Source organism: Desertimonas flava, from assembly GCF_003426815.1.
GTDB lineage: Bacteria > Actinomycetota > Acidimicrobiia > Acidimicrobiales > Ilumatobacteraceae > Desertimonas > Desertimonas flava.
In genome coordinates this window covers 42,883-65,529 of sequence record NZ_QKYK01000011.1, presented here as the reverse complement: position 1 = coordinate 65,529, position 22,647 = coordinate 42,883, and the positions used below count along the sequence as shown (strand labels likewise).

18 protein-coding genes are annotated in these 22,647 nt (G+C 70.0%); 7 read left to right on the top strand and 11 right to left on the bottom strand.

The features are described from left to right. Positions 1 to 118: 118 nt before the first annotated feature. The 6 genes from DN771_RS14365 to DN771_RS14345 all read right to left on the bottom strand — a co-directional run bounded on the left by DN771_RS14365 (position 119) and on the right by DN771_RS14345 (position 7,597). Entirely contained in the window at positions 119 to 1,759 is a 1,641-nt protein-coding gene (locus DN771_RS14365; protein WP_193615370.1) for a CocE/NonD family hydrolase, read from the bottom strand. 108 nt (positions 1,760 to 1,867) lie between these two features. Beyond that, entirely contained in the window at positions 1,868 to 2,572 is a 705-nt protein-coding gene (locus tag DN771_RS14360; protein ID WP_116998237.1) for an ABC transporter ATP-binding protein, read from the bottom strand. Continuing rightward, positions 2,572 to 3,363 (bottom strand): ABC transporter ATP-binding protein, encoded by a 792-nt coding sequence (locus DN771_RS30065; protein ID WP_205528604.1) that lies wholly within the window; start codon positions 3,361 to 3,363, stop codon positions 2,572 to 2,574. Before DN771_RS30065 ends, DN771_RS14360 begins: the two co-directional genes overlap by 1 nt. After that, positions 3,360 to 5,330 (bottom strand): ABC transporter permease, encoded by a 1,971-nt coding sequence (locus tag DN771_RS14355; RefSeq protein WP_205528592.1) that lies wholly within the window; start codon positions 5,328 to 5,330, stop codon positions 3,360 to 3,362. Before DN771_RS14355 ends, DN771_RS30065 begins: the two co-directional genes overlap by 4 nt. Beyond that, positions 5,327 to 6,568, bottom strand: coding sequence for an ABC transporter substrate-binding protein (locus tag DN771_RS14350; RefSeq protein ID WP_162941951.1), 1,242 nt, complete (start codon positions 6,566 to 6,568; stop codon positions 5,327 to 5,329). Before DN771_RS14350 ends, DN771_RS14355 begins: the two co-directional genes overlap by 4 nt. A gap of 198 nt (positions 6,569 to 6,766) precedes the next feature. Continuing rightward, positions 6,767 to 7,597: an SDR family NAD(P)-dependent oxidoreductase gene (locus DN771_RS14345; protein ID WP_162941950.1), complete on the bottom strand. Its 831-nt coding sequence runs from the start codon at positions 7,595 to 7,597 to the stop codon at positions 6,767 to 6,769. Positions 7,598 to 7,804: 207 nt separating this feature from the next. On the opposite strand from DN771_RS14345, the gene DN771_RS14340 reads away from it, so the two are divergent. Genes DN771_RS14340 through DN771_RS14330 form a run of 3 tightly spaced genes read left to right on the top strand, consistent with a single transcriptional unit; the run spans position 7,805 to position 11,296 of the window. After that, on the top strand, positions 7,805 to 8,650 hold the full coding sequence (locus tag DN771_RS14340; protein ID WP_162941949.1) for an SDR family NAD(P)-dependent oxidoreductase: 846 nt from the start codon (positions 7,805 to 7,807) through the stop codon (positions 8,648 to 8,650). A gap of 58 nt (positions 8,651 to 8,708) precedes the next feature. Further along, on the top strand, positions 8,709 to 9,713 hold the full coding sequence (locus DN771_RS14335; protein WP_116998233.1) for a Rieske 2Fe-2S domain-containing protein: 1,005 nt from the start codon (positions 8,709 to 8,711) through the stop codon (positions 9,711 to 9,713). After that, positions 9,710 to 11,296: a class I adenylate-forming enzyme family protein gene (locus DN771_RS14330; RefSeq protein WP_116998232.1), complete on the top strand. Its 1,587-nt coding sequence runs from the start codon at positions 9,710 to 9,712 to the stop codon at positions 11,294 to 11,296. Before DN771_RS14335 ends, DN771_RS14330 begins: the two co-directional genes overlap by 4 nt. 65 nt (positions 11,297 to 11,361) lie before the next feature. On the opposite strand, the gene DN771_RS14325 is transcribed toward DN771_RS14330, so the two are convergent. The 5 genes from DN771_RS14325 to DN771_RS14305 all read right to left on the bottom strand — a co-directional run bounded on the left by DN771_RS14325 (position 11,362) and on the right by DN771_RS14305 (position 18,153). Next, on the bottom strand, positions 11,362 to 13,446 hold the full coding sequence (locus DN771_RS14325) for a molybdopterin-containing oxidoreductase family protein (RefSeq protein ID WP_116998231.1): 2,085 nt from the start codon (positions 13,444 to 13,446) through the stop codon (positions 11,362 to 11,364). Position 13,447: 1 nt separating this feature from the next. Continuing rightward, on the bottom strand, positions 13,448 to 14,671 hold the full coding sequence (locus tag DN771_RS14320) for an acyl-CoA dehydrogenase family protein (RefSeq protein WP_205528591.1): 1,224 nt from the start codon (positions 14,669 to 14,671) through the stop codon (positions 13,448 to 13,450). Between the two features lie 14 nt (positions 14,672 to 14,685). Continuing rightward, positions 14,686 to 15,870 carry a lipid-transfer protein gene (locus DN771_RS14315; protein WP_116998229.1) on the bottom strand — a complete coding sequence of 395 codons (1,185 nt, stop codon included), beginning with the start codon at positions 15,868 to 15,870 and terminating at the stop codon, positions 14,686 to 14,688. Between the two features lie 103 nt (positions 15,871 to 15,973). Next, on the bottom strand, positions 15,974 to 16,831 hold the full coding sequence (locus DN771_RS14310) for an enoyl-CoA hydratase (RefSeq protein WP_116998228.1): 858 nt from the start codon (positions 16,829 to 16,831) through the stop codon (positions 15,974 to 15,976). Next, positions 16,828 to 18,153 carry a CaiB/BaiF CoA transferase family protein gene (locus tag DN771_RS14305; RefSeq protein WP_162941948.1) on the bottom strand — a complete coding sequence of 442 codons (1,326 nt, stop codon included), beginning with the start codon at positions 18,151 to 18,153 and terminating at the stop codon, positions 16,828 to 16,830. Before DN771_RS14305 ends, DN771_RS14310 begins: the two co-directional genes overlap by 4 nt. Before the next feature lie 135 nt (positions 18,154 to 18,288). Here DN771_RS14305 and DN771_RS14300 point away from each other — a divergent pair, with 135 nt between their 5' ends. The 4 genes from DN771_RS14300 (at position 18,289) to DN771_RS14285 (ending at position 22,647) form a co-directional block, all read left to right on the top strand. Continuing rightward, a complete protein-coding gene (locus tag DN771_RS14300) occupies positions 18,289 to 19,125 on the top strand; it encodes a helix-turn-helix transcriptional regulator (protein WP_116998226.1) in 837 nt (278 codons plus the stop codon). A 105-nt stretch (positions 19,126 to 19,230) separates the two neighbouring features. Then, a complete protein-coding gene (locus tag DN771_RS14295; protein ID WP_116998225.1) occupies positions 19,231 to 20,250 on the top strand; it encodes an aromatic ring-hydroxylating dioxygenase subunit alpha in 1,020 nt (339 codons plus the stop codon). Beyond that, the gene (locus DN771_RS14290) at positions 20,234 to 21,850 is read left to right on the top strand and encodes an AMP-binding protein (RefSeq protein ID WP_162941947.1); all 1,617 of its coding nucleotides are present in this window, start codon (positions 20,234 to 20,236) and stop codon (positions 21,848 to 21,850) included. The genes DN771_RS14295 and DN771_RS14290 overlap by 17 nt, the downstream gene beginning before the upstream one ends. Next, positions 21,847 to 22,647, top strand: coding sequence for an enoyl-CoA hydratase-related protein (locus tag DN771_RS14285; RefSeq protein WP_162941946.1), 801 nt, complete (start codon positions 21,847 to 21,849; stop codon positions 22,645 to 22,647). The genes DN771_RS14290 and DN771_RS14285 overlap by 4 nt, the downstream gene beginning before the upstream one ends.

The window sequence follows — 22,647 nt, the reverse complement described above, 5'->3', positions numbered from 1 at the left end:
CAATGTAGCGGTTCGACCCCTCGCACTCGCCTGTCCGGCGGACGGCGGTCCGTGTCGAGCTGGCAGCACATGTAGCCGCCACGGCTCAGTCTGCTGCCAGCTCACGGAGCACGCCGGCCTAGGTCGACGGCGTGGTGAGGAACTCGAGCGTCGAGGTCGCGTCGCCGCCGGTGACGACGGTGATGCGATGTCGCCGGCTCCGGCGGTACCTGGCGGGGAACTGGCCTCGCAACGGGTTCGTGGCGAAGAACCACCGGCCTTGCAGGTCGAGGCGGAGCTGGTCGCCGGGAAGGATCGCCGTTGCCGATGGAGGCAGCGTCAGCTCGACGACGGTGGTGCCGCCGCTGGCGTCCTGCCGGTCGACGTCGATCGGAAGCCGGACGAAGCCGTGGGTGACCAGGTCGGTGTGGAACCCGTAGGAGCCCTCGAAGGTCACGGGTCGTCCATCGCGGATCAGCCGGATCCCGGCGAAGAGGTTGACGTCACGACCGCCGCCGTGTCGGACGGTGAGACGAAGCGTCATCGGGCCGACGATCTCGTCGGTCTCGTCGAGGTCGGTGAGGAACGAGATCCGATCCCGCGGCAGTTGGAGGTCGAGCGTCGCGGGCGACGGGGTGCCGTCGCCATGAAGACGACGGCTCTCGGCGTCCACATACATGAGGTGCCGGACCGCTTCTGGCGGCGGCCACGCGTCCACGCGACGCACGGATGTGATCGTGCCGGCGTCCTGGCGCACCTCGAGCCGCACCCGTGGCTCGTCGAGGGTGTCGGTCCGCCCGTCGCGGACGAAGTGGTCGAAGAACCGGCGTTGCGTCTCGAGCGCCTCGGGTGAGTAGTACACCGCCCACTTCGGGCCACGATGCGTGTACAGCCACTTCAAGGGCGACGAGATGCCGAGGTAGCCGGCGAAGGAGCCGGCGCTGTGCAGGTTGTGATCGGAGAAGCTGCCACACACGAGCGCCGGGACCTCGATGGCCGAGAGGTCGGCTGCCCGACTCGCCCACCAGTCATCGCGATCCGGACGTCGGAGCTGCTCACGCCGAAGGGCGACAGGGCTTCGCCGTTGGCTGCGCAGGATCGCCGTCCAGAGCGTGATGAAGCCGTCCTCGCGTACACCGCCCGGGTACGCGAAATCGTGGTAGGCGTCGGTGAACCCCTCCCACGGGTTGATCGCACAGAGGTGCGGCGGGCGCGTCGCGGCGGTGCGCCACTGCACGATCGCCAGGTACGACACGCCGGTCATGCCCACCCGCCCGTTCGACCACGGCTGGGACGCAGCCCACTCCACGAGGTCGTGGCCGTCGAGTCCCTCCTGCGCCGACAGCAGATCGCCGACACCGTCCGATCGTCCCCAGCCACGTAGGTCGGCGTTGACGACCACGTAGCCATGGGTGACCCAGTACGCGGGATCCGGAGCCTCCCACGACGTCAACGACGAATGCGAGAACGGCTGGCCTTGCGACAGCATCCGGTACTGCATCGGCACCCTGAACCCGCCGCGACGACGCCGCGTGGGAACCCTGTCCTTGCCATACGGGTGCGCGCACAACAGCACCGGGTAGCACCCGGGCACCGACGGTCGATGGACGTTGACCCGTAAGACCAGACCGTCTCGGGCGACGACCTCGACGTCCCGCTCGACGACGATCTCCGACGGCGGGTCGGTGATCTCGGCCAGCGGACGAGCCAGCAGCCTCAGACGTCGTCGCGCAGATCCGCGTGGAGGCGTGCGCGCTGCACGCAATCGAGTGCTCGACACGACGGCACCTTAGAACGGGAGGGTATTTGCCCACCTCCGGGACCGAAGGGTATTTACCGGACGCTTCCGTCAGGTATGTACCCTCCGGTCGCGCACGGGAAGGCACCGTCAGCGTTGGCCGAGGTAGGCGGCTTCGATGGCGTCGCGATCGGTGCTGGCTCGTTCGGCGCTGCCGCGGTAGGCCACGTCGCCGTGGACCATGACGATGATCTGGTCGGCGATCGTCTCGACCACCTCGGCGTGCTGCTCGACGAGGAGCACGGCGGTGTCGGTCTCGCTGCAGGCGCGCTGCAGAGCGGGCAGCAGGTCGGCGACGACGGTGGGGGCGAGGCCCATGCTCATCTCGTCGATGAGGAGCACGTGGCCCGGTCGCATGAGACCCCGACCGAGCGTCAGCATCTGTTGCTCGCCGCCCGAGAGAACCCCGGCGTGGGAGCGGATGCGGCGTCGGAGGGCGGGGAACAGGTCGAGCACGTCGTCGACGGTGCGTCCACCGCGGGCCTGGGCGAGCTTGAGGTTCTGCAACACCGACAGCTGGGTGAACAGCGAACGATCGTCGGGTACGAGCACGATGCCGGCGGAGGCGGCGGCCGTGGGACTGCCCCCAGCCAAGGGCTGGCCGTTGAGCAGCACCTGACCATCGAGCGGCCGGGCGAACCCGGCGATCGTCGACAGCAGCGTGGTCTTGCCGGCGCCGTTGGGTCCGATGATGGCGACCACCTCGCCCTTGGTCACCGTGAGATCGAGGTCGCGGACGACGGCGACGCGGCCGTAGCCGCACGTGAGCCGCCGGCACTCGAGAACCGGGTCCATCACGCCGGCTCCGCCGCGACGTGGGCACCGCCGAGGTACGCGGCGACGACCTCGGGATGACGGGCGACGACGGCCGGAGGGCCGGACGCGATCAGCCGGCCGAAGTTGAGCACGTGGAGGTGGTCGCAGATGCGCATCAGCAGCTGGAGGTCGTGCTCGATCATCACGATGGTGACCCCCGAGTCCCGCACGGCGATCAGCTGCTGGCCGAGCCAGTCGCTCTCGCGGCTGTCGAGGCCGGCGGCCGGCTCGTCGAGCAGCAGCAGCCTCGGCTCCTGCGCGAGGGCCCGGGCGATGGCGACGAGCCGGCGCCGACCGGTCGACAGCTCGTCGACGTGACGATCGGCGTCGGCATCGAGCTGCAGTCGCTGGAGTACGTCGCGCGCGTGATCGGCCCGCCGCCGGCGCGAGCGGAAGGGTCCGACCACGACGTTCTCCAACACGGTCAGGTCGTCGCACAGCTCGCCCGACTGGAAGACACGGGCGAGACCGCGACGAGCACGGACGTGCGGCCGGAGTCCGCGGAGATCGTGGCCTTCGAAGACCACGACGCCGCTCGCCGGCACCACGCCGCAGATGGCGTCGATGAGCGTCGACTTGCCGGCGCCGTTGGGTCCGATGAGCCCGGTGAGCGAACCGGCCGGCACTCCGAAGGTGACGCCCTCGAGGGCGTGTACGCCTCCGAAACGCACGCTGACGTCACGGATCTCGAGCAGGGCAGCACCTTGGGACGGCGTCGGGTCGACGTCGTCGGGCGAGACGTCACCCTGCTCGCTGATCGTCGGCATCATCGGGCGTCGCCCTGCAGCGCGAGCTCGACGCGGACGGCGCGACGTCGCCGTGACGACCAGAGGTCGGTGACGGTGCCGGCCAGTCCGCTCGGATGCATGATCACAGCGAGGACGAGGCCGATGCCGCCGACCAGGTCGTACCAGCGGCCGGTGGCGCCGGCCCGCTCCAAGATGACGTACAGCAGTCCGTGGGCGGCGAGGAAGCCGGCGCAGATGCCGCCGGCCACGCTGGTGATGCCGCCGAGGAACACGGCGGCGAACAGACCGAGGCCGACGAAGAGGTCGAACGACGCCGCCGACACGACGGTCTGGTGGTAGGCGTAGAGCGACCCGGCGAGGCCGGCGAGGAACGACGAGACGGCGAAGGCGAGCAGCTTCACGGCGGCCACGTTGATGCCGCTCGCCGCAGCTGCGCGCTCGTTGGAACGCACCGTGAGCATGGCGACACCGACGCTGCTACGACGCAGCAGCGCCACGGCGCTCGCCGCGAGCACGAGCACGACGACGCACACCAGCCCGAACTCCACGCGCGGGAACTCCCGGCCGCTGCCGGCCGACAGGTCGAGGCCGAACAGTGTCGGCTTGGCGAGCTGCGCACCGTCGGCACCGCCGTTGAACGACGAGTTGGCGAACACCAGCCCGGAGATGGCCACGGCCAGCGCCAGCGTGACCACGGCGAGGCTCAGTCCTCGGACCCGTACGGCCGGCAGCCCGGCGACCGTCCCGATCGCTCCCGCCAACGTCGCGGCGAGCAGCGGTGCCACGGGGAAGGGCACGCCCCACCCGGACGTGAGCCCGCTCAGCGCGAAGCCGCTCACTCCGGCCAGCGCCCACTGGGCGAGGGCGACCTGACCGGTGTACCCGGTGAGCACGACGAACGACAGTCCGAGCACGCCGAGGATCAACGACGTGATCAACCCGGCCCGGTAGGCGTGGCCGGTGGCGAACAGCGCGGCCACGGCGACCGCGCCACCGCACACGGCCGGGGTGAGGATGCGTGTGGGCCGCGGCGAGCGGCCGAGGCTGCGCTCGATGACGGCGCCGCGTGTCGGCAGCGGTCCACCGCGCACGGCGAGGGTGACGAGCACGACGGCGAACGGGATCAGCTCGGGCAGCCCGGCGCGTGGCAGCCAGTCCCACTGGCCGACGAGATAGACGGCGTGCGACTGCAGCATCCCGATGACGATGCCGCCGATCACGGCCGGGCCGATCAGCACGAAGCGGCCGAGGGCGGCGGCGGCGAGCGCCGGAACGATCAGCATCGTGTAGGACACCGGCACCAGCGGCACGATCGGGGCGATGAGGATGCCGGCGAGGCCGGCCACCGCCCCCGTGATCGCCCAGTTGGCGAGGGCCACCCGATCGGGCTTCAGCCCGACGACGATCGCACCCTTCTCGGTCTCGGCCACGGCGCGCGTGGCGAGGCCGAACCGTGTGAAACGGTCGGCGCAGGCCAGGACCACGGCCACCAGCACCACGGTCACCGCCAGCAACGCCCGGTCCTTCGGGATCGACGTCGAGCCCACCGACCATCGCCCCGAGGGGAACAGGCGCTCGACGACCACCGGCGCCGTGCCGACGCGGATGACGAGGGCCGACTGGATGACGATCATCACGCCGACCGACGCCACCCCGCGGGCCACGGGCCGGGCCTGCCGCAGCGGGCGGAACACCGCCACGTAGACGAGCAGCGACAACAGCGCGTTGATGGCGATGGCGACAGGGAGCGCCACCACCGCCGGCAGGCTGTCGGCCAACTGGATCGACGTCGGCAGACCCGGCACCGGGATGAACAGTTCGCCCCGCCGGAGGAAGGCGTAGGTGTAGGCGGCGAACAGCGCCATCGCCCCGGTTGCCAGGTTCAGGACCTGTGAGCTGCGGTAGGTGATGACCACACCGAGCGCCAGCCCGGCGGCGACACCTCCCGAGCCGAGGCCCAGAAGCAGGTACCCGAGGTGCTGGCTCAACGGAACAGGTCGCTGGCGTCGCCGGTCGACACGAAGTGCTCGATGCCGTCGCGGTCGACCGTGGACACGGTGTAGGCGGCGGAGCAGGCGCCCGGGTAGGCGGCGACCACCGAACCATCGCAGCTGAAGGTCTCATCGGCGGTCAGCGGCGAGAGGATGCCGTTCGACGTGGTCAAGGCCTCCATCACCGTCTCGCGGGTGACCTCGCCCTCGAGCCCGGCGGTCGCCCGCACGAGACCGAGCACCGACACGTAACCCGAGGCGTTGGTGCCGCGGCCGTCGGTGCCGGGCGCGTACCGCTCGACGATGTCGTGATACAGCTGACCGACGGGCTCGTCGGCACCGGCGTAGTAGAAGTTGATGATCGTCATGCCCTCGAGCACGTCGGGCGGAGCCACGTCGATCACCTGCTCCGACGCACAGCGCCCGCTGCCGAAGATGTCGAGATCCGTCGCCCCGACTGCCTCCACGGCGAGCAGCGTGGCGGCACAGAACGGGTCGCTGCCCAAGATGGCGATGGCATCGCTGCCGTTCTGCACGGCCGACGTCACCGTCGGCGTCATGTCGGCCGTCCCCGGGTCGGCGTACACCACCTCGAGCTCGACGCCGGCTCCCTCGAACGCCGGCACGGCGAACTCGTCGATGCCCACGGTGATGCCGCTGATGTTCATGGCGATCATCGTCACGTGCTCGTAGCCCGAGTCCTGGGCGTGCTTGGCCATGCCGCCGTAGTTGGACACCGCACCGCCGGTGATCGCGAACGACCCGGGCGTCGTGAGGTCGGCCCGGCTCGGACCGACCGCCGTGACGTAGGGGATGCCCGCCCCCGTGACGATGGGAACGATCAGGTCGCTCGACGACTCGGTGGCCAGGGCGACGGCGACGAGCTCGTCGTTGCTCGCCATCTCGTTGGCGCAGCTGATCGTCGACTCCGGTGTGCCAAGCGTGAGGCACGGCACGAGCTCGATCGGACGGCCACCGATGCCACCGAGGTACTCGTTGGCGTACTGGGCGGCCGCCTCCCCGGTCTTGCGGCTGTCGGGTGCGCTGATGGTCTGGCCGCCCTCGACGTTGATGATGCCCACCTTCACCGGATCGCCAGTGGCTGCCACCGCGCCGCCCTCGGGTTCGAGCGGGTCGGTCCCGCCGGCCGCTCGGGCGACGCCACCGCCCACGGCGAGCGCGCCTCCGGTCACCGCGACGGCAAGCTTCTGCCACGACGTACGCCGTGTAGTCATCGAGTCCCCCTTGGACATTCATGCGTGCCGGCACGAATTCTTCGAGCGGTATTTGCCCGGTCGCTCGGCACGCGTTTCTCGATGCCAATCTCCGGGATGTGAGGGTGGTGGTCAAGGGTTCCGCTTCTGCTGTTGCTGCGACTACCACGACCCGGACTCGTGGCTCGCCGGTGGCGTCTCTTCGGCCGGCAGCGCGGTCTACTCGCGAGACGCGGCCTCGACGAACGCGAACGCCTCGACGATGTCGGCGTTGCGCTCGAGGACACCGGCGCGCAGCGCGCGATCGGTGTGGATGAACGCCCGGTTCGCCTTCACCCCGTCACGGGCGATCCGCCCCACCTCGAGTGGGTCGAGTGCTGCCAGCGTCGGTGCGTCGTTGGACACGGGGTCGGGGCGATGCTCGGGCATCGGACCGAGCTCGGCCGGGCGGTTCTGCGCTGACGTCTGGTGGATCGCCGTGGCCACCCGGCTGGCCAGCAGCAGCGACACCCCGATGCCGTCGGGCCTGAGCTCCTTGCGGAGCCGCTCGGTCAGGGCCGAGACAGCGGCCTTCGACGCCAGATAGAGGCCGTTGCCGAAGTTCCCGGCGGTGATCGTGGCGGCCGAGCCGGTGTTCAGGACGTGGGCCGGACCGCCCTGGGCGCGCATGCGCGGGACGAACGCGCCGACCCCGTGGACGATGCCGTAGAGGTTCACCGACAGGATCCAGTCCCAGTCGGCGGGTGTGGCGTCGAGCACCGCTCCGTATGTGCCGACACCAGCGTTGTTGCACAGCAGCTCGACTGAACCGAAGCGCTCGTACGCACGCGCCGCCAGTTCCTCGACCGACGGCTGCGCGGCCACGTCGCACGCCACGGCTTCGGCCTCACGACCCATGGCGCGGACCTCGTCGGCGACCGCCTCGGCCGCTTCGGTCCGGAGATCGGCGACCACCACGTTCATCCCCTCGGCGGCCCACGTCAGCGCCAGGCCCCGGCCGATCCCGCTGCCCCCGCCCGTCACCACTGCCGTGCGTCCTGCAAAATCCATCGATCGCTCCTTCGGTCTCCACGTCAAATCGTGTGCAGTTTCAGCGCAGTGAAGATGAGGTGTCAACTCGCATGTTGCTCGTCTCTCAGGAAATATGGGCTGGGTCGTGGTGGTGGTGATGACAGCACAAGCGGAACCCTTGACCACCACCATCGCGTCGCCGAGATTGGGCATCTCGAAGCGCATGCCGAACGAGGAAGGGACATCGTGAAGGAGCTCGCCGGCCGGACGGCCGTCGTGACGGGTGGAGCAAGCGGCATCGGCCGGGCGATGGCCCGACGGTTCGCCGGCGCCGGCATGAACGTCGTCGTCGCCGACGTCGACATCGCTCAACTCGACGACGTCGAGGCCGAGCTCCGTGGGCTCCGCGGCGAGGTCGTCGGGGTGCGCACGGATGTCGCCCAGGAAGACGATCTCTTCGCCCTGGCCGCGCTCGCCCAGCGCCGCTTCGGTCCCGTGCACGTTCTGTGCAACAACGCCGGTATCGGCGGGCCGTACGGCCTACTGAGTGAGGTTCCTCGTGGCGACTGGGAACGCATCCTCGGGGTCAACCTCTGGGGTGTGATCCACGGTCTGCGCGCGTTCGTCCCGCCGATGCTGGCCCACGGCGAGGAGGGCCACATCGTCAACACGGTGTCGGCGTCGGGGCTCAAGCCGGGTCCGTTCGTCGCTCCGTACGCGGCGACCAAACACGCACTCTTCGGCCTGACCGTCGCGCTGTACCACGAGATGGCGATCGAGGGCGGACGCATCGGCGTGACTGCGCTGTGTCCCGGGCCGGTCGACACCAACGCGTGGAAGAGCATCTACGACGTGTCGCCGAACGGGTCCGACGGTGGGGCCAACGTCGCCCGCGCCCTCGCCGCGGGCATCAGCGCCGACGCCGTGGCCGAGCTCGTCGAGGCGGCGATCCGCACCCGGCAGCTCTACGTGTTCACGCACGAGGACTGGCTCGACCAGGTCTTCGGTGAGCACGTGACGACGATCCTCGACCAGCGCAATCCGGCACCGCTGCTGAGCTACGGCGCCGGCCACACCGTGTCCCCGGCCTGACGGCGGGGACGACCGAACCGTTCACACGCATCCGCACACGACCACAAGGGGGAACACGATGAGCGTCGACCAGGAAGCACTCGTCAGCACGGAGGGCGCCGGCCTGTACCAATCGGTCGGCGCCGGCCACCACACTTGCTGGTACCCGGTCGGCCTGTCGTCCGACCTGGCCGCCGGGCAGGTCCGGGGCATCGATCTCTGCGACGGCCGCATCGTCCTGTTCCGGGGTGAGGACGGCGTCGCCCGGGCGATGCTGCCGTACTGCGCGCACATGGGCGCCGACCTCAGCGTCGGCGACGTCGTGGGCAACGACATCCGTTGCGCGTTCCACCACTGGCAGTACGGCGGCGACGGGCGGTGCACCAAGATCGCCACCGGCGACCGCATTCCTGGCGCAGCCGTCGTCCGGACGCTGCCGATCGAGGAGCACGACGGACTGCTGTGGGTGTGGTGGGGGGACACGCCGGCCTATGAGGTCCCGTCGTTCTCGTCGTTCGAGGGCGAGTGGGCCGTGCGGACCTTCGAGGTGCCGCTGACCGCCGCCGTGCACGTCGAACCTTGGGTGTTCGCCGCCAACGTGATGGACTTCCAGCACCTCAAAAGCCTCCACAACGTCGACGTCGGCAACCCCGACGTGGAGTGGAACGACTGGGGTGCGGCGATGAAGTGGAGCTTCTCGCGGCCCGAGGTCGGCGAGATCAACTGGGACATCGAGCTCTTCGGCACCAACTCGGTGCGCTCGGTGCAGCCGCAAGCCGACGGCACGATCATCGGCCACATCGCCACCACCGTGCCGATGGGCGAGCAGGGCACCAAGGTCTTCGTGGTCGTCGTCACCAACGACCTCGCCAACGCCGAGACGATCCTCGAGCACCAGGCGCAGATGCACACCAACATCGCCAACGAGGACATGGACGTGCTGAGCACCATCCGGGTCGGCAAGGCGAACTTCACCAGCTCCGACAAGAAGCTCGTGCAGTACATGCGCTACCAGCGCGACTACCCGAAGGCGACGATGGACGAGCTCGAACGCGGTGCCACGCCGGTGGCGATGCGGACGTGACGGCGGCGATCTGGTCGCGGGAGGTCGTCGAGGAGGAGGGGCCGCGTGGCCCCCTTCGCCGGTACCGCATGCGGCCCCCGTCGCTGCCGGCGGTGCTCGACGCCACCGCCGATCGATGGCCCGACCGCGTCCACCTCGTGCAGGGTGGGGACCGGCGCACGTTCGCCGAACATCGTCTCGCCGTGCGCCGGGCCGCCGGCGTGCTGCGCGAGGCCGGGGTCCGGCCCGGCGACCGGGTCGGCATCCTCGCCGCCAACAGCCCGGCGTGGATCGCCTCGCTGTGGGCGTGCTGGGAGATCGGTGCCGTCGCCGCACCGTTCAACTGGAGTTGGACCACCGAGCAGATCCATGGTGTCATCGACGACTGCTCGCCCGCGGTCGTGCTGGTCGATGCCGAGCACGCGCCGCAGGTGCCGAGCGGGATCGCCCTGCCGATGAGCCGGCTCGACGACGGTCCGGCCGACGACGAGCCGGCGGGGCTGCCCGTCGTCGACGAGACGATGCCCGGCCTGATCATCTACACGTCGGGGACGACCGGGCGGCCCAAGGGGGCGACGTTCACGCAGGGCGCCGTCATCGCCAGCGTGCAGAACGCCCTCGTCGGCAGTCGCCTGCCTCACGAGCTGCCCGACGAACCGCCGCCGGGCGTGCCGATGCCGGTGAGCCTGTTGAGCTATCCGGTGTTCCACATGGCCGGCACGATGAACGTGCTGGTCACCACGGCGATCGGCGGCCGCCTGGTGTTCGCCGGACCGAAGTTCGACGCCGTGGAGATCCTCCGCCTCATCGAGCGTGAGCGGGTGACGGCCTGGGGCGCGGTCCCGACGATGGCCCAGCGCGCCGCCGATGCGCTCGCCGATCACCACATCGACGTCTCCAGCCTCCGCGCCATCACGCTCGGCGGGGCCCCGATGCCGCCCGGACTGCCGGCGACGCTGGCCGAGCGGTTCGGTTCGTTGCGGGGCGGTGCGTCCAACGCCTACGGCCAGACCGAGGTGGGTGGCACCGTCACCATCGGCGGTGCCCGCGATGCGGCGGCCGACCCCACCTGCGTGGGCGCGCCGCTGGGAGTCGCCGAGATCTGCATCGACTCGCCCGCCGGCGGTGGAACGGGCGAGGTGCTCGTGCGAACGCCGTCGGCGATGCTCGGCTACTGGGGCCAGGACGAGTCGCCGATCGGCGACGACGGCTGGGTGCACACGGGTGACGTCGGGTACCTCGACGACGAGGGCCGCCTGCACATCGTCGATCGCATCAAGGACATCATCATCCGCGGCGGCGAGAACATCTCGCCCACCGCCGTGGAAGAGGCGATCGCGTCACATCCGTCGGTCGACGAGGTGTCGGTCTTCAGCGTGCCCGACGCCGACTTCGGCGAGGCCATCGCCGCCGTCGTCGTGACGTCCGATCCGGCGTTGACGTCCGACGATCTCGTGGCCCACGCCCGCCTCACCCTCTCGCGCTTCGAGGTGCCGGAGCACTGGTGGATCCGCAGTGAGCCGCTGGAGCGGGGGACGCTCGACAAGGTCCTGCGCCGCCAACTCCGCGACGAGTGGCTGAGCACGACCGCCCGCCCCTCCTGACTCCCGTCCCGACCCATCCGAGTGTTGAACCGCGCCCGAGTGTGGAGCGCCCGACAGGGGGACGTTCAACACTCGGATGAGGCAGCGACGGTCACGGGGATCCCCGTCATGTGCGCCTGGCTGGACAGCGGTTCGTAGCTGCCCGCACCGGTGGGCAGCAGCGCGTTGGGATTGGCGCCTTCCGCACGCCCGCCTCCGCCGTGCACCATCCACACGACTCCGCGCATCAGCGAATCGTCGATGGCCACCGTCGTCTCGAGCTCGCCGTGGTCGCTGGTGACCTCGATCGCATCCCCATCGGCCAGGCCGAGCGCGGCCGCATCGGCCGGATGCATGGAGAGGGGAGCCCGCGATCGGTCCGGCCGCCCGCTGGCGATCCACGAGTTGTGCATCCATCGGTCACGACCGTGGATGAGGAGCAGCCGGCCGTCATCCACGGCGGCCGCCGACTCGGCGAAGAGGCGGTGGCAGCGGCCGATCGCCGCGGCGAACGTGGTGGGGCAGCAGTCGACGCGCCCGTCGGGCGTGTGCACCTGCGTGTCGTAGAACGTGCCCGGTGGGGGCTCCGGCAGCAGCACCGGCTCGCCGCTGTGCTGCAGCTCGTCGAGGTCGATGCCGCTGCCGGAGCGCAGCATGTAGCGGAGCTTGGCCCACGGATCGGGCTGTTCCGAATCGAGCAGCGACGGCTGGCCCATCTCCTGGAGGAGGCGGTGGGCGATCCACCATTCCGGTCGCCGCAGCGCCTTCGCTGCGACGACGGCGGGCGTGTACTGCACGAAGGGCCGGGCACTGGTGCCGACGTTGATCACGTTGAGATCGTCACGCTCGTACATGTCGGTGGCCGGCAGCACCACGTGGGCCAGCCCGGACGTCGCGTTGAGGTAGATGTCGACGGAGACGAGGAGCTCGAGCCGACCGAAGGCCTCGCGCAGGCGTCGCTCGCCGGGGATCGACAGCAGTGGGTTGCCGGCGACGACGATCATCGCCCGGATCGGCTCGGCGCTGTCGAGGATCGAGTGCGACAGCAGGGTTCCCGGCATGCCGCCCCGGCGGAGCTTGCCGAACTCGGTGTCGATGTAGCCGCGCTGCGGGTCGCCGGCGCCGGACCGGGCGTTGGGGTAGAAGCCGTCGCTCTTGAGATTGCCGCCCTCGGTGTCGAGGTGACCGGTCACGAACGACAGCATGTGCACGAGCCAGTAGGCGAGCGTGCCCTGGCGGCCCATGTTGAGGCCTGTGGACGCGTGCACCGACGCGCGCGGTGTGTCCACCCAGGCCCGAGCCAGCTCGCGAATGGTGCCGGGTTCGATGCCGGTGACCGCGCCGACGGCGTCGGCTTGGTAGGGACCGATGAACGACCGCAGACCGTCGACGTTGCGGCCGTGCCGGGCGACGACCGACTCGTCGAACCCACCGAGCCGATCGATCTCGTGGAGCAGGGCGGCGAGGAACCACACGTCGGTGTCGGGCCGGATGAGCACCGTGTCGCCCACACCGCGTTCGGGTGTCTCGATGCGGCGCGGGTTGACGAAGACGAACCGCGCGCCGCGACCGGCGGAGCGACGCATCTCGCCGAGCACGTTGGGGACCGAGAAGAAGCTCGTCTGCGACACCCGCGGGTTCTCGCCGATCACGAGGCACAGGTCGGTACGTCGCAGGTCGGGGATGGGATGCACGCTGCGGGTGCCGAAGACCGCTTCCGACGCCGCCCACTTGTTGGCGCAGTCCTGCGTGCCCGCCGAGAAGCGCCGCCGGACGCCCAGCCCGCGCAGCATCTCGACCATGTGCTGCTCGCCGAGGGCGTTGAACGCCAGGGGGTTGCCGAGGTAGGCGCCGATCGCCGAGCTGCCGTGGGCGTCGACGATCGCTCGCAGCCGTCCGCCGATCTCGGCCATCGCCTCGGCCCACGAGACCGCATGCAACGCACCGTCAGCCCCGCGGACCAGCGGGACGTCGAGCCGAGCGGGGTCATGGTGGACGTCGACGGCGGCGAGGCCCTTGTGGCAGGCGAAGCCCTTGGTGACGGCGTGGTCACGGTCGGGCGACAGCTTGACGAGCGCGCCGTCGTCGACCGACGCGACGAGACCGCACGACGGTTCGCAGATCCGGCAGAACGTGCGAACCGCCTGTCCGCGTGCGGCGGTCCCCGGCACGTCAGCCGCCGTCGGGACGCGGCTCGGGCGGGAGACCCAGCGCCCGCTCGCCGATGATCTTGCGTTGGATCTCGTCGGTGCCGCCGGCGAGCCGCGTACCTGGCGTGCCGACGATCAGCTCGGTCCACGCGTACGTGCCCCACTCGCCGCTGTCGGCCAGCAGGCCGGCGCCGAGCAGGTGCGTGACGACTGTCGAGGCGAGCTGATTCTGGTTCGTCCACGCCAGCTTGGCGATCGAGCCCTCCGGGCCGGGCGCCTTGCCCTGCTTGATCCGGGCCAGGCCGCGCAGCGACGTCCACCGATCGGCCTGCATCTGGCTGTAGAGCCGGGCCAGCAGTTGCCGGCCCACCGGATCGTCGGCGACCCCGATGTGGTGGGCGAGAGCCAGGTACTGCACCCACGGCGCCCCCACCCGGCCGTTCGACATGCTCTGGCTGCGCTCGAACCCCAGCGTGGTCATGGCGACGCGCCATCCCTCACCGACGCCGTCGAGGCGCTGTGAGTCGGGGACCCGTACGGAGTCGAAGAACACCTCGTTGAACGACGATCCGCCCGTCATCTGGCGCAGAGGGCGCACCTCGATGCCGGGCGTCTCCATGCGCACGAGGAACGCGGTGAGGCCGCGATGGCGCTCCTCCGCCGTCCCCGTCCGGCACAGCACGTAACCCCAGTCGGCGAAGCGGGCGCCGGTCGTCCAGACCTTCTGCCCGCTGACGACCCACTCGTCGCCGTCGCGCTCGGCGCGCATGGCGATCGAGGCGAGGTCGGATCCGGCGCCGGGCTCGGAGAACAGCTGGCACGACACCAGATCGGCCCGCCGCATGGCGCGGACGAAGAAAGCGCGCTGCTCGCCGGTGCCGTGCACGGCGATCGTCGCGGCGACGATGTTGCGCGAGATCTGGATCAGCTCGTGACTCTCGGGCACCACGAAGCGGGCTTCCTCCGAGCGGTAGACCCGTTCGTACTCGCGCGGCAGGCCGAGACCGCCGTATTGCGGATCCCAACTGATCGAGCCGAGGCCGGCGTCGGCCTTGAGTTGCTCCCAGCGGCGCGAGGCAGCATGCACCTCGGCCTCCTCCTCCAAGGTGATGTTGCTAAAGAGGGCGACCGAGTCGGACCCCTCGCCCCACACGAACTTGCGGGGTTCCGCCGTCCGCCGTTCGGCGTTGTCGGCGAGCCAGCTGCGGCAGCGCTCGCGGAACTCGTCGAGGGTCGGCTGCTCCACGGATTCCTCCACGTTCACTTGCGGTACATCGTCACGACGACGGCGCCGCCGAGACCGAGGTTGTGCTGGAGACCGACCCGAGCGCCGGTCACCTGGCGATCGCCGGCGTCGCCGCGCAACTGCCACGTGAGCTCGGCGCATTGGGCCAGCCCGGTGGCGCCGAGCGGGTGCCCCTTGGAGATGAGACCGCCCGACGGATTGACCACCACGTCGCCGCCGTAGGTGACGGCCCCGGAATCGATGAGCTCGCCGGCCTGGCCCTCCTGGCACAGTCCCAGACCCTCGTAGGTGATCAGCTCGTTGGCCGAGAAGCAGTCGTGCAATTCGACGACGTCCACGTCGCCCGGACCGACGCCCGACTGCTCGAAGACGGCGGTCGCCGCCGACCTGGTCATCTCGAATCCGGCCAGCGACATGTCCGACCCGCCGAACGTGTCCGGACGATCCGTCGTCAACGCCATGCCGACGATCTCGACCGCCCGATCCTCGAGGCCGCGCTCGCGCACGAACCGTTCGCTGGCCAGCACCGCCGCCGCGCCGCCGTCGCTCGTCGGGCAGCACTGCAGCTTCGTCAGTGGATCGAAGATCGTCGGCGAGGCGAGGATGTCGTCCAGCGAGTACTCGTCGCGGAACTGCGAGTTGGGGTTGTGCACCGAGTGCCGGTGGTTCTTCTCGGCGATCCGGGCGAGCGACTCGCGCCGGACGCCGTAGCGCTCCATGTACTCGCGCGCGGCGTTGCCGAAGATCTGCGGCGCCATCGGTGCCTCCATGCTGAGGCCCCGGCGCCGCTTCATGTCCCGGAAGTGCGGACGCATCGGGTTCTCCCGGTCGGACCACTGCTCACCCAGCGAGCCCCGCTGCATCTTCTCGAAGCCGACGGAGAGGACGCAGTCGAGCACACCACCCTCGATCAGCCGCTTGCCGAGGTACAGCGCCGACGAACCGCTCGCGCAGTTGTTGTTGACGTTGACCACGGGAACGCCGGTGTGGCCCAGCTCATAGACCGCCCGCTGACCGGACGTGGAGTCGCCGTAGCAGTAGGAGGCGAACACCTGCTCCACGTCGGCGTAGTCGATGCCCCCGTCGGCGAGGGCGGCCTGGCCGGCCTCGCGCGCCATGTCGGGATAGTCCCACTCCCGGCGGCCAGGCTTCTCGAACGCCGTCATCCCGACCCCGATCACGAACACACGCTCACTCATGACTTCACCCCGGGGGCTGCGCCCCCGCTCGCTGCGCTCGCGCCCCATCGCAGTCCGGCTCGCTGGCGCTCGCGCGGACAGCCGTCATTCGCTCGTCCCTCGCTCATGACTTGACGACCTCTCCCTCGAGGTACGCGGGCGCGATCGGCAGCCCGTGCACCTGCATGTTGTGTGAGTGCGACAGCTGGTGGAGGGCGAACGACGTCTGCATCGCGTTGGCGCGGCCCTGACCGTCCTGGGCGGCGTTCACGGCCTCCTTCGCCAGCTTCAGGGCGAACAACGGCTTCTCGGCGATCCGCGCCGCCAGGTCCAGCGTGAACGCGCTGAGCTCGGCGCGGGGCACGACGTGGTTCACCATGCCGAACCGGCTCGCCTCCTCGGCGGTGATGACCGACGACGTGAACAGCATCTCCTTGGCCTTGCGCACGCCGAGCTCCCACGGGTGCTGGAAGAACTCGGCGCCAGCGACGCCCATCGAGACCGTGTTGTCGACGAACGTCGCGTCGTCGGACGCGACGATCAGGTCGCACGGCCATACGAGCATCAGGCCGCCGGCGATCACCTTGCCGTGCACCTCGGCGATCGTCGGCTTGGGGATGTTGCGCCAGCGCTCGCAGAGGCCGAGGTACAGCTCCTTCTCGAAGGCCATCGTTCCTTCGGCCCCCTCGCAGCCGAAGCCGCACCAGGTGCCGACGGTGGTGTGCTCCGTCATCGACGCCAGCCGGCCCCGCTCGCGGAGGTCGTGGCCCGACGAGAAGTGCGGGCCGTTGGCGGCGAGGACGATGACGGAGATCGTGTCGTCCCGGGCCGCGGCGTCGAACGCCGCGTTCAGCTCGTAGAGCAGCCGTGTGCTCTGGGCGTTGCGCGCGTCGACGCGGTTCAGCACGATCCGCGCCACCTTGGGCGCCGGTGTCTCGTAGAGGATCGTCTCGAAGCCGGTGCTGTCGGTCGTTCCGGTCATTTCGCGCCCCCGGTCGGAATCAGGGAGGTGTCGTCGGCGACCCGCACGACACCCTGTTCGGTGAGCCGCTCGATGCGGTCGCGGTCGTAGCCCAGCTCCGCCAGCACCTCGCTCGAGTGCTCACCGGCGAGCGGTGCCGGGCGGCGGATCTCGTAGGGGCGGCCGTGCACCAGCAGCGGCGGGCCGATGTAGGTGAAGTCGCCGGCGTAGGGATGGTGGTGCTCGACGAACACGTTGCGCGCCCGGAACTGCGGGTCGGCCACGAGGTCGGCGACGCGCAGGTTGACGGGTCCGATCGGCAGGTCGTGGTCGGCGGCCAGGGCCACCCACTCGTCGCGGGTGCGGGTGAGCATGATCGCGCGCAGCGTGAAGTAGAGGTCGACGTCGCCGATCGCCATGTCGGCCGCCTCCTCGGTGTTGTGCCGGGACGCCAGGTCGGGCCGCTCCACCAGCTGGCAGAACGCCTCCCACCACTTGCGCTCCACGCAGGCGAACAGGACCATGGCGTGGTCCTTCGTCTCGTAGAAGAAGTACTTGGCGCCGTCCAGGGCGGGCGCTGGCGACGGCGTGACGAGCGCCTTCGAGTCGGCGTCGGCAGCCGGCATCGCGTTCCACCCGGTGAGGCGGTCCTCGTTGACGGCGTAGAGGGCGCCGGCCCAGGCGCTCGTGACCACGGCGTCGGCGGCCGACACGTCGATGTAGCACCCCTCCCCGGTGCGCGCCCGAGCGTGGAGCGCGCACACGGCGTAGTAGGCGGCCTGGATCGCTCCCACCCAGCTCGCCTCACCGCCCTCGGAGATGCCGTCGAAGGGTCCGTCCTTCTCGCCGTTGGCGGCGGGACGGATGAGTCCGTCGTCGCTCACCGCCACGCGGAACCGCGCCGCCGCCGCGCTCATCATCCGGCCGTGGGTGGGGATGCGTGCGTACGGTTCGGTGGCGCCGTAGCCCGTGTATTGCACGTAGACGATGCCGGGCTTGCGCTTGCGCTGCTCCTCGTAACCGATCCCGAGGCGATCGCACGCCCCGACGATGAACCCGTCCACGAACACGTCGGCCGTGTCGAGGAGATCCCAGAACACCTCCTTGCCCTCGTCCGTGCGCAGGTCGAGGATCAGGCTCCGCTTGTTCTTGTTGAGCTGGAGATGCACCGGGCTCTGCCGGGGGGCGACAGAGCCCATCGCATCGCGGATGTAGTCGCCGAGGGGCGGCGGCTCGATCTTGATCACGTCGGCGCCGGCGTCTCCGAAGAAGTTGCCGAGCGAGCAGCCGTTGATCAGCATGCTGCACTCGAGCACGCGGACGTCGTTGAGGAAGTCGAACATGTCGTGCTCAATCTCCGAGATCGGCACGGCCCGGACAAGAGGGCCAGTTCTGCTGTTGCTGCCGCTACCAGGACGTCTGCCCGCCCGGCTGGCTACACGAGTACAGGTGATAGCATCCGATTCAAGGGGGTTGCGATGCAACAGAACACGGCAGCGGAGAGGTCGCGTCAACGCCTGGAGCTCGCCGAGTTCCTGAAGGCCCGCCGCGACGAGGTGCAACCGGAGGACGTCGGCCTGGTCCGGCGCGGCCGACGCCGCGTCGCCGGTCTCCGGCGCAACGAGGTCGCCGACCTCGCCGCGGTCAGCATGACGTGGTACACGTGGCTCGAGCAGGGCCGCGACATCCAGGTGAGCACCGACGTCCTCGACTCGATCGCCCGGGCGCTCCGGCTGGACCGTGACGGATGGCGGCACCTCCGCCGCCTCGCCGGCACGCCCGTAGCAGAGCCGCCACCCCCGCCGCCCGATGCCGTGCCCGAGCTCGAGCATCTCGTGGATGACATGCTGCCGTGCCCGGCCCTGCTGACGACCGGGCCGTACGACCTCGTCGCCTGGAACGCCACCTACGCCAGGCTCTTCGGCGATCCGCTCATGCTGCCGCCGTCACGGCGCAATTCGTTGTGGATGTTCGTCGTCGGCAGCGAGGCGCGCGAGCGCCTGCTCGAGTGGAAGCTCGGCATGGAGGAGCTGGTCGAGGTATTCCGCGCCGAGGCGGCCCGGTATCCCGGCAACGCCCGCTTCCAGGAGGTGATCGCCGAGGTCTCGGAGGCGAGCGAGGAGTTCGAGACGCTCTGGGCCCGCCAGCGCGTCCGTCGTTACATCCCGCACCCGTTGACGATGGACCATCCCGACGTCGGTGTCATTCGCATGCAGCTCCTGCAGTTGCGTCCCGTCGACCAGCCGAGCCTGCTCCTCGCCATCTACCGCTACGCCGACGAGGAGTCCCGCGACCGGCTGGCCCGGCTGCTGTGACCCGGTCGTGGCAGTTGCAACAACAGCATCGGCAGACCTCTTGTCCTCCTCGCGCGCCGACCGCAAGCTGCCGGGAGGGGGTCCGGCCGCGGACCCGACACGAGGATGCGACTCAAGGAGAACGTCGAGATGGGCAACGAGGATCGCCGCGGGTTTCCCTACCGCGCCCATCCCACCGGTTGGTTCCAGCTCGGCTGGTCGGCGGACTTCCCCGACGGGGAGGCCCGCCCGTTGACGTACTTCTCCCGCGAGCTCGTCGCCTATCGGGGTGAGTCCGGCACGGTCCGGGTCTTCGACGCCTTCTGCCCCCATTTCGGCGCCCACCTCGGCCACGGCGGCTGCGTGGAGGGCGACGACATCATCTGCCCGTTCCATGCCTGGCGCTTCGACGGTGACGGCCACAACGTCGACGTGCCCTACTCGCAGCGGCGACGAACGGCCAACCGCTTGCGGGCTTGGCCCCTCGCCGAACACGACGGCATCGTCTTCGTGTGGCACGACGCCTCCGGCGCGGCGCCGCAGTGGGATCCGCCGGAGGTACTCGGCGGGGAGATCGTCTACCCGGGCGACACGGTCCGCAACAGGCTGCGCATGTACCCGCAGATGATGGTGGAGAACGCCGCCGACCTCGCCCACCTGAAGTACGTGCACCGCGCTCGACTTGTCCCCGAACTGGTGAGCTTCGAGACCGACGGGCACCGGTGGCGCAACCGGGCGCACTACCCGACCGGCGGCTTCCTCACCAACGAGCTGTATGGCGTGGCGATCGCCCGGTCGGTCTTCCGGGACGTCTTCGACGGCATGGTCGGCGGTCTCGTGTTCACGGCCGTCACCCCGATCGACCACGAGTACAGCAACTACTTCGTGTCGGACTGGGCGCTGCGGGCTGCCGACGCCGAGACACCGACCGACCCCGAGGCGCTGCCGGCGGCCGTCAAGCGCTACTACGCCGCGCAACGCACCCAGGCCGAGCCCGACTGGCGTGTGTGGGAGCACATGCGCTGGCGCGTGCGGCCCTCCACCACCCCGGAGGAGACCGAGGTCTTCCGCTCGCTGCGGGAGTGGGCCACGCAGTTCTACCCCGACGTCCCGAACCAAGGAGATCGCCGTGCCGCAACGGACTGACCGACTCGCCCTCTCGTCGGAGGTGCTCGGCACCGTCCTGCGTGACCAGGCCGCCGTCGCCGGCGACGACACCTATCTGCGCATGGACGAGCGCACCCTCACGTTCGACGACGTCAACACCACGGTGAACTCGATCGCCTTCGGCCTGACCGAGCTGGGCGTCGGCAAGGGCGACCGGATCAGCGTCCTGATGGAGAACTCGTTGGAGTTCGTCCTCGTCGCTCTGGCCGCCAACAAGATCGGTGCCGTCTGGTCGCCGATCAACACGTCGTACTTCGGGCACTGGCTCGGTCAGGCGATCGAGGGCAGCGACGCCAGCCTGCTCGTCGTCGACGACCGGTTCGTCGACCGGGTGTTGGGGCTGGGGGCCGACGGCGGCAACTCGCTCAAGCGGGCGGTCGTGCTCGGGCGATCCGAGGTGGTCGAGGAGGGCGGCATCCAATGGCTGCCGTTCGCCCAGCTCGACTCCGGTCGCACCGACGAGCCCAATGTCGACGTCGAGTACGCCGACCTGGCCACGATCATCTGGACGTCGGGCACGACCGGTCGCGCCAAGGGGGCGATGCTCAGCCACGGGTACATCCCCAACCAGGTGCCGGCGTGGCTGGCCATGAAGGACGCCCGTCCTGGCGATGTCTACTACTCGTACATGCCGATGTACTACGGCGCCGCCTGGCTGAGCATCTGGGAGGGCCTGTACGCCGGTCTGCCCGTCGCCCTCGACAAGGCGTTCTCCGTCGGCGGCTTCTGGGACCGGATCCGCTACTACGGCGCCACCCAGGCGCTCGTGCTCGGCGCGATGCTCGTGTATCTGCTGGAGGCCCCGGCGTCGCCGGCCGACCGCGACAATCCGCTGCGCATCTGCGGGAGCGCGCCGCTGCCCCACGAGCTGCGCGGCCCGTTCATCGAGCGCTTCGGGCTCGAGGGGATGTGGACCGGCTTCGGCCAGACCGAGACGCCGCTGGCGGTGATCAGCGGCGCCCTCGACACGTTCAAGCCGGGATCGGCGGGCCGGCCGCGTGACGACATCGAGCTGAAGATCCTCGACGACACCGACCGCGAGGTGCCCGTCGGCGAGGTCGGTGAGATCTGCGTCCGTCCCCGCATCCCGTTCACCACGTTCTCCGGCTACTTCCGTCAGCCCGACGTGACGCTGGAGACGTTCCGCAACCTGTGGCTCCACACCGGGGACCTCGGTCGCATCGACGAGGACGGCGAGGTGTTCTTCGTCGACCGCAAGGCCGACTTCGTGCGACACAAAGGACGCAACCTGTCGTCGTTCGACGCCGAGCGCGCCGCCATCGCCCATGCCGGTGTGTACGAGGTGGCCGCCCACGGCGTCCCGGTCGACGAGCTGGCGCAGGAGGACGAGCTCAAGCTCTGCGTGGTCAGGGCCCCGGACGCGGCGCTGACCGCCGAGGAGCTGGCCGCGTTCATCAACGACACGGCGCCGTACTTCATGGTTCCCCGCTACATCGAGTTCGTCGACGAGCTCCCGCACACGCCGAGCGGCAAGGTGCAGAAGCATCTGCTGCGCAAGCGGGGCGTCACGCCCGAGACGTGGGACCGGGTCGCCGCCGGTTTCGAGGTGCGACGGTGACCGGCCCTGGGGTCCTGTACGAAGGCTTCGAGCATCTCGGCATCGAACGGCCGGCGCCGGGCATTCTCGTCGCAACGCTGAACCGGCCCGACAAGCTCAACGCCCTGCGCCGCGCCGACCACGACGAGCTGACCCAGCTGTTGCGCACGGTCCCCGAGGACGACGACACCAGGGTGCTCGTGCTGCGCGGCGCAGGACGATCGTTCTGCGTCGGCGGCGACCTCGGCCTCGTCGAGGAGACCGTCCGCGGTGACCACCGGGCGCGCCTGCGCACGCAGCGGATGGCCCGCGACCTCGTCCAGGCCCAGATCGATCTCGAGAAGCCCGTGGTCGTCGCTGTGCAGGGGCAGTGCTCGGGCGCCGGCGCGGCCCTCGCCCTGCTGTGCGACATCATCGTGGCCGAACGCAGCGCCACGTTCGCCGACGGCCACGTGCGCCACGGCATGGCTGCCGGCGACGGGGGAGTCCTGACGCTCCCGTTGGCGATGGGCATCGTCAGGGCCAAGCGCTACCTGCTCAGCGGCGACTGGTTCGGCGCCGAGGAGGCCGAGCGCTGCGGCCTCGTCACCGAGGTCGTCGACGACGGCGCCTCGTTCGAGCGGGCGATGGAATGGGCCGAGCGGCTGAGCGCGCTGAACCCGGCTGCGGTGCAGCTCACCAAGCGGGCCGTCAACGGTTGGCTCGCCCACGGGATGACGACGGCGTTCAACCTCGGTCTGGCGTTCGAGACCCTGAGCTTCGGCGACCCCGACACCGAAGCGGCGCTGAGCCCGTACCTGCCCTCGACGGCCTCCTGA